Raw genomic sequence first — 9,121 nt, 5'->3', positions numbered from 1 at the left:
CCCCACCCGCCGCACTCGTGTCCACCGGGATCGGCAGGCCGACCTGACCAACCGGGCCACCGATCTGGTCGCCGGCCTGCGCGTGTTGCGGGGCGTGGGCGGTGAGCGTTCGGTGGGCGAGCGCTACCGGGCCGAGTCCCAGCGGGTGCGCGCCGCCGGGGTCCGGGTCGGATGGATGGACGCGGCCCTGGAGGCCACGCGCACCCTCTATCCGGGGCTACTGCTGGTGGGCATCGTCTGGTACGGCGCCCGGCTGGCCCTGGCCGGCGAGATCACCGTGGGTCAGCTCGTGGCCTTCTACGGTTACACCGGCGCCCTGGCCACGGCGGTGCGCCACCTCATGCGGTTGGCGTCCGACCTGGTGACCGCCCGGGTCGCGGCCTCACGGGTGGTGCGGGTGCTGGGTTTGGAGCATGACCTCGCCGACCCCGCCACCCCGGTGAACGCTCCCACCGACCCCTGCGACCTGCACGATCCCACGAGCGGGGTGCTCCTCGAACACGGCCGGATCACCGGGGTGGTCTGCGCCGATCCGGCCGAGGCGAGCGTCCTCGTCGAACGGCTGGGACGTTACCGCGACGACGAGGGGGCCGCACTGGTCGGCGACCGTTCCGTACTACTGCGCGAGCTGCCGCTACGAGAGCTCCGCCGTCGTGTGCTGGTCGCGGGCAACGACGCCCACTTGTTCTCCGGCAGGCTGCGCGACGAACTCGACCCCGACGGCGTCCACTCCGACCAACACCTGATCACGATGGTCCGGGCCGCCGCTGCCGAGGACGTACTCGCCCAGTCCCCCCAAGGTTTCGACGTGGAACTCACCGAACGGGCCCACGAGTACTCCGGCGGCCAACAGCAAAGGCTCCGGCTGGCCCGGGCCCTGCTTTGGGACCCCGAGGTATTGCTGCTGGTCGAGCCCACCTCGGCCGTGGACGCCCATTCGGAGGCCACGATCGCCGAACGCCTCCCCTTGGCCCGGGCCGGCCGTACCACCGGAGTGGTCACCACCAGCCCCCTGCTGCTGGACCGGGTCGACCACGTCCAGTTCGTCGAGGAAGGCCGTGTGGTGGCCGAGGGCACCCACCGTGAACTGCTCGCGTTGGATTCCTACGCCGCGACCGTCCTGCGCACGGCGGGAGAGAGGGTATGAGCCAGACCACCGATCCGCGTTCCGACATCGTTTCCACCGGTCCGCCGACCACCCCGGTGGAGGAGGGCTCCCTTCCAGTGGCCTCCACCTCGATGGTGTGGCTTCGATTGCGTCGCGCCGTTCGCGAACACGGCCTCCTGCTGCTGTCGGTGGTGACGCTGTACGCGCTGGCCGGCGCGTCGGCGTTGGTCGCCCCGTGGATGCTCGGAGTGATCATCGACGCCGTCCGTGAAGGCACCACCCCGGCGCGTATCGACGGCATGGCCGTGGTCATCGTGGTGTCCCTGCTGGTCAACGCCGCCCTGCTGTTGGGAGCGGTGGCGCAGTCGATCCGCTTCGGTGAGGGCTTGCTGGCCGAGTTACGCGAGGAGTTCGTGCACGCGGTGCTCGGGTTGCCCCTGGGGCGGGTGGAACGTGCCGGGACCGGTGACCTGGTCTCCCGAACCGGGCGGGACATCAACTCATTGAGCATCATGGTGCGCCAGTCGGTGCCGGTGATGGCCACCGGCCTGGTGACGGTACTGGTCATCATGGTGGCCCTGGCCGTGCTCCATCCCGTGTTGTTGCTCGCCTGGGTGCCGTCCATGCTGTTGATCTGGGTGACCACCCGTTGGTACGCCCGCCGGGCCCCGGACGGCTACCTCGCCGAGATGAGCACGTACTCGCGGCTCACCCAGGGCGTGAGCGACACCGTGGAGGGCGCGCACACCCTGGAGGCGTTGGACCGTCAGGAATGGCAGGACCTGCGGACCGACGCCGACGTGCACCGCGCGTACCTGGCTGAGCGGTACACCCTGTGGCTGCGCACCGTCTGGTATCCGCCGTTGGAGTTCTCCTACCTGTTTCCCTACGCGACGACGTTCCTGGTCGCCGGCGTGCTGTTCGGCCAAGGAGAGCTGTCGCTGGGACAGATCGCCACGGCGGTCTTCCTCACGGTGCAGTTGACCAGGCCGTTGGACAACATGCTCCTGCAGATCGACAACGTGATGGTGGGGTTCACGGCGCTGCGCCGGTTGCTCGGGGTGCGGCTGACCGCTGAGGACACCCGCACCGAAGGGGCTCCCGAGCCCCGCGAACCCGGCACCGTGGAGCTGCGCCGGGTGCGGTTCGGATACGTCCCGGGCAACGAGGTACTGCGCGGAGTGGACCTGGACCTGCGTCCGGGTGAGCGCCTGGCGATGGTGGGACCGAGTGGGGCGGGCAAATCGACCCTCGGCAAGCTGCTGGCCGGGGTGCACCTGCCGGATTCGGGCAGTGTGCGCATCGGCGGCGTGGACTTGGCGGCGCTGTCGCCGGAGGAGCGTCGGGAACGGGTGATCCTGCTCAGCCAGGAGAGCCACGTGTTCCGGGGAACCATCGCCGAGAACCTGGCACTGGCCTTGGCGGAGAGGGAGGGCGACCGGGAACACCTGTGGCGGGCCTTGGAGGCGGTGGGCGCCGACGCCTGGGCGCGGTCCTTGCCCGAGGGGTTGGACACGAAGGTGGGTTCGGGCCAGGCGCCCTTGGACCCGGCGCACGTGCAGCAGTTGGCGCTGGCCCGGGTGGTGCTGGCCGACCCGCAGGTGCTGGTGTTGGACGAGGCCACGTCGTTGATCGATCCGCGTTCGGCCCGTCACCTGGAGCGGTCCCTGGCCGGAGTGTTGGCGGGCCGCACCGTGGTGGCGATCGCGCACCGGTTGTACACGGCGCACGACGCGGACCGGGTCGCGGTGGTCGACGGTGGGGGCATCGCCGAGTTGGGCACCCATGAAGAGTTGCTGGCCCGGGAGGGGTCCTACGCCGCCCTCTGGCACGCCTGGCACGGCGGCGACTGATCACCACTCATCGACCCGGCCTGTCCGACCGAGCGCAGAGGCATGTTTCGTCCCGAGCCAACAGAAGGTTCCGATCTCTCTCCGCTTGGATCTCGCACCGAGCCACCCATGGCACCCACCCCTATGGCCTGGCACTTCACGCACGTAGAGCGGGCGGGGGTGCTGTGAGAGCGTTCAGTTCGCGTCCAGGCTCGGCACTGCTGGATCTCGTGGAGGTCCAGTAGTAGGGCCAGGCGACCTGGGGCGGACCGGGAACCTGGCTCGGCGCGTTCGTGGACCCTCTGGACATGCCCCGCGCGCTCGTTGGTGGGTCGGGTCATCCACAGCCTGTGGAAACTCGACGTGACACGACCCGAGCTTCTGAAGCATCCTGTCTCTCATTCCTCTTCCCTCAAAGATCAAGGCTCGCCCGGCCATGAGCGAGCGTTGTGGACACTCGGCGCTCACGAACCAAGACCGATTCCCTCATGAAGGTGTTTTTCAGGCAGCACGAATCGACATAGGAGCCAAGGGACCACTTCGATCCAGGTAGGAGGGAAGGAGCAGGTCAGAAGAAACGCAGGCGCTCGCGCTCTTGGCGCTCGGCGTTCTCCACGTAGACACGGTCGCCCTGGGACATGGCGGCCTCCAGGTAGGCGTACACCTGTAGGGCACGGTTGATGACATCGGTCTGGGTATCGCCCGTGGCGGCCACGGCTTCCTCCAGGGCCTTGGCCGAGCGTGCGGTCAGGTTGACGGTGACGCGCGCCGACTGCCCACCGCCCCGACGACCGGAAGGGCGGCCGCGCCCCACGGAGGCATCGGCCAATTCGTTTCCTGTGCTCTTGGGTGACATGACACAACCTCGTTCAACTCGACGGCGGCGGACTCGAACTGCGGAGAGTCGCGGGGCACGCGGCCACGAAGAAGACAGGGCACAGCGCTTGTTCGTCCACGCGGATGAGGAGGAGGGTTCGGTCGCGGGTACGGTGCGGGGCGTTCGGCCCACGGACCCGCGAGCACGCGAAAGCGACCCGTGTCCATGGCGGCTCGGGGTTCTCCGAATTCCGTCACCGTTCGGCGCCAATCCCGTTCCCTCCACTCTGCACATCATTCATCCGATGCTGGTGAGTCTAGCAAGCTGATGCTCGATGCTGTCAATACATACATCATTAGAGCATTGTATGTTCATCGTGTGAGTGAGTGGTAGGCTTCACAGCGTGGACACTCGGCGCTCCGGCGCCCCGCGGTGCCGAACGGCCCGGCTCGGCCGGACCAGGAGGACACCATCTTCGATAACTCGATAGTTGGAGGTCTGGCGTATGGGAGGACCCGAGGAACAGCTCTCGCGGCATCGGGAGACTCGGGTTGACAGCCCCACCAGAAAGATCCGTCTCGACGACGAATCTCCACGAGTACGGGCCGACGTGGAGTTCGACAGGACCCCCGTGGCCTACAAGGTGGAGGGCGGCATCGGAGTGGAAGGCGCCTGGGGCGCCATCGAGGGCGAGGCGGAAAGCGGCTCCGTGGTCGAGAGGGCGTTGGCGGCCCTTCTCGCTCTCGCCGCCACCACCATCCCCACGCTCGTAGCCGGCGGCCTGGCCCACGTCGTCGGAGCTTCCCCGGTGATCAGCCTGGTGATCGCCGGAGGTACATGGTTCATCGCCCTCGCGGCGGCTCTCCGTATCACCGGCGCTCGCTGAACCCACGGTGTCCGGTCCCGGTAGGGGTCCGGGGTCGGACACCGACGGCTATCGTCGCCTCATGGATACCCCGAACGCACGCGCACTCGTCGAGGCGGCACGTCGGGACGGCATCGAAGGGTTCGCGGCGGGCGCCATCGTTCACCGGAACGCGGGAAGCGAGATCCTGTTGTTGCGCCGCCGCAGCGACGACACCTCGTTCCCCGGCGCGGAGGGGCTGCCCTCCGGCGGGGTCGGACCCGACGAGGACCTCCTCGACGGCCTGGCCCGGGAGCTGCGCGAGGAGATCGGCCTGCCCACCGGTTCCCCACTCCGGTTGGATCCCTTCGTGGCCTGGTTCGACTACGTGTCCCGGCACGGCCTGCGCAAACGCCAGTTCACCTTCGCCCGCCCGCACGATGGTTCCCCGGTCCTGCTCTGTGACGAGCACACCGGCTTCCGCTGGTTCCCCGCCGGAGCGTACGCCGACAGCGACCTCACCCCGCAGGTCAAGGACGCCGTGGGGCGGTGGCTCGACCGTCGCTCACCCGGCGCGCCCTGAAGGCCCCTGAAAAAGGCGAAACCGGGCGGCCCCTCGAAGGGGACCACCCGGTCGTCGCGGGCGAGGTCGCGTACCCGGACCTCAATACTCCTGGACTTAGAAGTCCATGCCGCCCATGCCACCGGTCGGGTCGCCGGCGGGAGCCGCGGCCTTCTCCGGCTTCTCCGCGATGACGGCCTCGGTGGTCAGGAACAGACCGGCGATGGAGGACGCGTTCTGCAGAGCGGAACGGGTGACCTTGGTCGGGTCGATGACGCCGTCCTTGAACAGGTCGGTGTACTCACCGCTGGCGGCGTTCAGGCCGAACCCGGGGTCCAGGTTCTTGACCCTGTCCGCCACGACGCCGCCTTCGAGGCCGGCGTTGATCGCGATCTGCTTGAGTGGCTCGGCGATGGCGCGACGCACGATGTCGGCACCGATGGCCTCGTCGCCCTCCAGCTCCAGCTTGGCGAAGGCGGGGACGCTGGCCTGAAGCAGCGCGACGCCACCACCGGGCAGGATGCCCTCCTCGACGGCGGCCTTGGCGTTACGGACGGCGTCCTCGATCCGGTGCTTGCGCTCCTTGAGCTCCACCTCGGTGGCGGCACCGGCCTTGATGACGGCCACGCCGCCGGCCAGACGGGCGAGGCGCTCCTGGAGCTTCTCGCGGTCGTAGTCGGAGTCGGTGCGCTCGATCTCGTTGCGGATCTCGTTCACGCGACCGGCGATGGCGGTGGCGTCACCGGCACCGTCGACGATGGTGGTCTCGTCCTTGGTGACGACGACCTTGCGGGCGCGGCCCAGCGACTCCAGCTCGGTGTTCTCGAGCTTGAGGCCGACCTCCTCGGTGATGACCTGGCCGCCGGTCAGCACGGCGATGTCGCCGAGCTGGGCCTTGCGGCGGTCACCGAAGCCCGGAGCCTTGACGGCGACGGACTTGAAGGTGCCGCGGATCTTGTTGACCACGAGGGTCTGCAGGGCGCCGTCGGCGACGTCCTCGGCGATGACCATCAGCGGACGACCGGACTGCAGGACCTTCTCGACAACGGGCAGGAACTCGTTGTTGTTGGAGATCTTGGAGTTGACGATGAGGATGTAGGGGTCCTCCAGGACCGTCTCCATGCGCTCAAGGTCGGTGGCGAAGTAGGGCGAGATGTAGCCCTTGTCGAAGCGCATGCCCTCGGCGAGCTCCAGCTCGAGCCCGAAGGTCTGCCCCTCCTCGACGGTGATGACGCCTTCCTTGCCGACCTTGTCCATCGCCTCGGCGATGGTCTCACCGATCTGGGTGTCACCGGCGGAGATGGAGGCGGTGGAGGCGATCTGCTCCTTGGTCTCGACGTCCTTGGAGAGGTTGCCGAGCTCCTCGTTGATGCGGGCCACGGCGGCCTCGATGCCGCGCTTGAGGCCGACCGGGTTGGCGCCGGCGGCGACGTTGCGCAGACCCTCGCGGACGAGGGCCTGGGCCAGGACGGTGGCGGTGGTCGTACCGTCACCGGCGACGTCGTCGGTCTTCTTGGCGACCTCCTTGACCAGCTCGGCGCCGATCTTCTCCCAGGGGTCCTCGAGCTCGATCTCCTTGGCGATGGAGACACCGTCGTTGGTGATCGTGGGGGCGCCCCACTTCTTCTCCAGGACGACGTTGCGGCCCTTGGGGCCGAGGGTGACCTTCACGGCGTCCGCGAGCTGGTTCATGCCACGCTCGAGGCCGCGACGGGCCTCCTCGTCGAACGCGATCAGTTTGGCTGCCATTGAGTTCTGTCCTCCCGTGACCGGGCTGATACGCGATGGGACGAGGCGTGCGCCCGCGACGGACGACCATCTCCCCCACGACAACCCTGCTGTCGGGGTTCGCTGGCCTCGCAGCCTCGATCCGATTAGCACTCGATGTGGGTGAGTGCTAACCACTCATCTTTTTAGCACTCGCCCATGGAGAGTGCAAACGATGTGGTCACGATTCTCGCAGCCCATGGAACAGGCCCGGCCAGGGCGAACATGCCCGTTCCGGACATTTTGAGCGTTGGGCGAACATCCGATGCCGGGTCGAAGCCAAGGCCACCACCAGGGACTCCCTTACCCGGTGCGCCGTTCCGGAACCGGCCCCTCGAACACACCAGGGGGCGGGCGCCTGGACCGGGCGCCCGCCCCCTGGTGTTCCGATCCGGTCAGCAACCCCCGGCGACGGCGGGGATGATCGAGACCTGCTGGCCGTCCTCGACCTCGGTCTGCAATCCCTTCTCGAAGCGCACGTCCTCATCGCCGACGTAGACGTTGACGAAACGGCGGACCTTGCCGTTGTCGTCGAGGATGCGGTCCCGGATCCCGGGGTGGTTCTTCTCCAGGTCGTCGAGGATCTCGGCGAGGGTGGCGCCCTCGGCGGTGACCTCGGCGGCGTCGTTGGTGTAGGTGCGCAGGATGGTGGGCACACGGACGCTGGCGCTCATGGGTGGTCTCCTGGTGGGTACGGCGGGTGGAAAGGGTGGTTCGGGACGTTTCAGGCCAGACCGGCGGCGGCGAACGCGTCCAGGGAGGGCTTGATGGTGGCGGTGACCGTGGAGTCGACCGCGTTGAGGGTCTTGAGCCCATCACCGGTGTTGACGATGACGGTCTCCGCCTCGGTGTCGAGCCTGCCCTCGCGGACCAGCTTGCGCAGGACACCGGTGGTCACGCCACCCGCGGTCTCGGCGAAGACGCCCTCCGTGCGGGCGAGGAGCTTGATGGAGTCGACGATCTCCTCGTCGCCCACGTGCTCGACCGATCCGCCGGTGCGCCGGGCGATGTCGAGCACGTACGGGCCGTCCGCCGGGTTGCCGATGGCCAGGGACTTGGCGATGGTCTCCGGCTTGACCGGCTGGATGACGTCGTGCCCGCTCTCCCACGCCTTGGCCACCGGAGAGCAGCCCGTGGCCTGGGCACCGAACACCTTGTAGGGGCGGTCTTGGACCAGACCGACCTTGATGAGCTCTTGGAAGCCCTTGTCGATCTTGGTGAGCTGGGAGCCGGAGGCGATCGGGATGACGATCTGCTCGGGCAGGCGCCAGCCGAGTTGTTCGGCGATCTCGTACGCCAGCGTCTTGGAACCCTCCGCGTAGTAGGGCCGCAGGTTGACGTTGGTGAAGCCCCAGTCCTCACCGATCTCGTCACCGATGAGCTCGGAGCAGAAGCGGTTGACGTCGTCATAGTTACCGTCGATGGCCACGACCTTGCCGCCGTAGACGGCGGCCATGACGACCTTGCCCTCTTCCAGACCGGCGGGGATGAACACACAGGACTCGAACCCGGCGCGCGCGGCCGCGGCACCGACCGCACCGGCCAGGTTTCCGGTGGAGGAGCAGGACAAGGTGGTGAACCCGAAGGTGCGTGCGGCCTCGACGGCGATCGCGACCACGCGGTCCTTGAAGGAGTGCGTGGGGTTGGCCGAATCGTCCTTGACGTGCAGGCGGGACAGGCCCAGTTCGGCGGCGAGACGGTCGGCGCGTACCAGGGGGGTGAGACCGGGGTTCATGTTGGGCAGGTCGGCCACGTTGGTGGGGACCGGCAGGAGGCGACGGTAGCGCCAGATGTTCTTGGGACCGCTCTCGATCTCCTCGCGGCTGACGTTCCCGAAGTCGTAGGCCACCTCGAGGGGGCCGAAGCAGAACCGACAGGCGAAGATCGGCGACAGTTCGTAGCGCTCGCCGCATTCCCTACAGGACAGGGCGGTTCCGGGGCCGAAGGCGCGGACGTCGGTGGATTCAGCGGCGGCAATCGCCATGGCGAGGCGTCTCCCCTCATCTTTCCTGGTGGCCACCTTGACCCCAGGCCGGAGTTGGCACCTGCCTCGACGAGCACGCGATCGCGCGTTCACATGTCGAGATGGTTGCCGGGGCTTCGTAGGGCCGGTCCCTCCACCCCTCTGGATGAGCAATATGAAGTTGTCGCGCTCCCACTGGGAGAACGCACCGTCACTGTAACCGAGGCA

The 9,121-nt window shown here is 68.0% G+C and carries 8 protein-coding genes and 1 riboswitch; of the genes, 4 read left to right on the top strand and 4 right to left on the bottom strand.

All coding sequences use genetic code 11. The annotated features are described in order from the left end of the window. Nucleotides 1-1,147 (top strand): ABC transporter transmembrane domain-containing protein (locus D472_RS0104025; RefSeq protein WP_017603218.1); only part of this gene is annotated, 1,147 nt, incomplete at its 5' end. Next, nucleotides 1,144-2,961 (top strand): ABC transporter ATP-binding protein, encoded by a 1,818-nt coding sequence (locus tag D472_RS0104020; protein WP_017603217.1) that lies wholly within the window; start codon nucleotides 1,144-1,146, stop codon nucleotides 2,959-2,961. The genes D472_RS0104025 and D472_RS0104020, both read left to right, overlap by 4 nt. Nucleotides 2,962-3,508: 547 nt before the next feature. Here the strand turns inward: D472_RS0104020 and D472_RS28560 are convergent. Then, complete coding sequence (locus tag D472_RS28560) at nucleotides 3,509-3,796, bottom strand: ribbon-helix-helix domain-containing protein (protein ID WP_017603216.1); 288 nt, start codon at nucleotides 3,794-3,796, stop codon at nucleotides 3,509-3,511. A gap of 466 nt (nucleotides 3,797-4,262) precedes the next feature. Between D472_RS28560 and D472_RS0104010 the strand changes: the two genes are divergently transcribed. Then, entirely contained in the window at nucleotides 4,263-4,643 is a 381-nt protein-coding gene (locus D472_RS0104010; RefSeq protein WP_017603215.1) for a hypothetical protein, read from the top strand. A gap of 61 nt (nucleotides 4,644-4,704) precedes the next feature. Then, nucleotides 4,705-5,184 (top strand): NUDIX hydrolase, encoded by a 480-nt coding sequence (locus D472_RS0104005; RefSeq protein ID WP_017603214.1) that lies wholly within the window; start codon nucleotides 4,705-4,707, stop codon nucleotides 5,182-5,184. 96 nt (nucleotides 5,185-5,280) lie between these two features. Here D472_RS0104005 and groL read toward each other — a convergent pair whose 3' ends face one another. From groL to thrC, 3 genes are all read right to left on the bottom strand, one after another. Continuing rightward, nucleotides 5,281-6,912, bottom strand: a complete 1,632-nt coding sequence (gene groL, locus D472_RS0104000) for a chaperonin GroEL (protein WP_017603213.1) — start codon at nucleotides 6,910-6,912, stop codon at nucleotides 5,281-5,283. A 413-nt stretch (nucleotides 6,913-7,325) separates the two neighbouring features. Next, nucleotides 7,326-7,604 carry a ubiquitin-like small modifier protein 1 gene (locus D472_RS0103995; RefSeq protein WP_017603212.1) on the bottom strand — a complete coding sequence of 93 codons (279 nt, stop codon included), beginning with the start codon at nucleotides 7,602-7,604 and terminating at the stop codon, nucleotides 7,326-7,328. A gap of 50 nt (nucleotides 7,605-7,654) precedes the next feature. Beyond that, nucleotides 7,655-8,914: a threonine synthase gene (thrC, locus tag D472_RS0103990; protein ID WP_017603211.1), complete on the bottom strand. Its 1,260-nt coding sequence runs from the start codon at nucleotides 8,912-8,914 to the stop codon at nucleotides 7,655-7,657. A 13-nt stretch (nucleotides 8,915-8,927) separates the two neighbouring features. Further along, nucleotides 8,928-9,066, bottom strand: a riboswitch (SAM riboswitch). Nucleotides 9,067-9,121: the final 55 nt, after the last annotated feature.

The organism is Nocardiopsis alkaliphila YIM 80379 (assembly GCF_000341005.1).
Taxonomy (GTDB): Bacteria; Actinomycetota; Actinomycetes; order Streptosporangiales; family Streptosporangiaceae; genus Nocardiopsis; species Nocardiopsis alkaliphila.
Note: the sequence above shows the minus strand (reverse complement) of the source record. Positions and strands in the feature narration are given on the sequence as shown.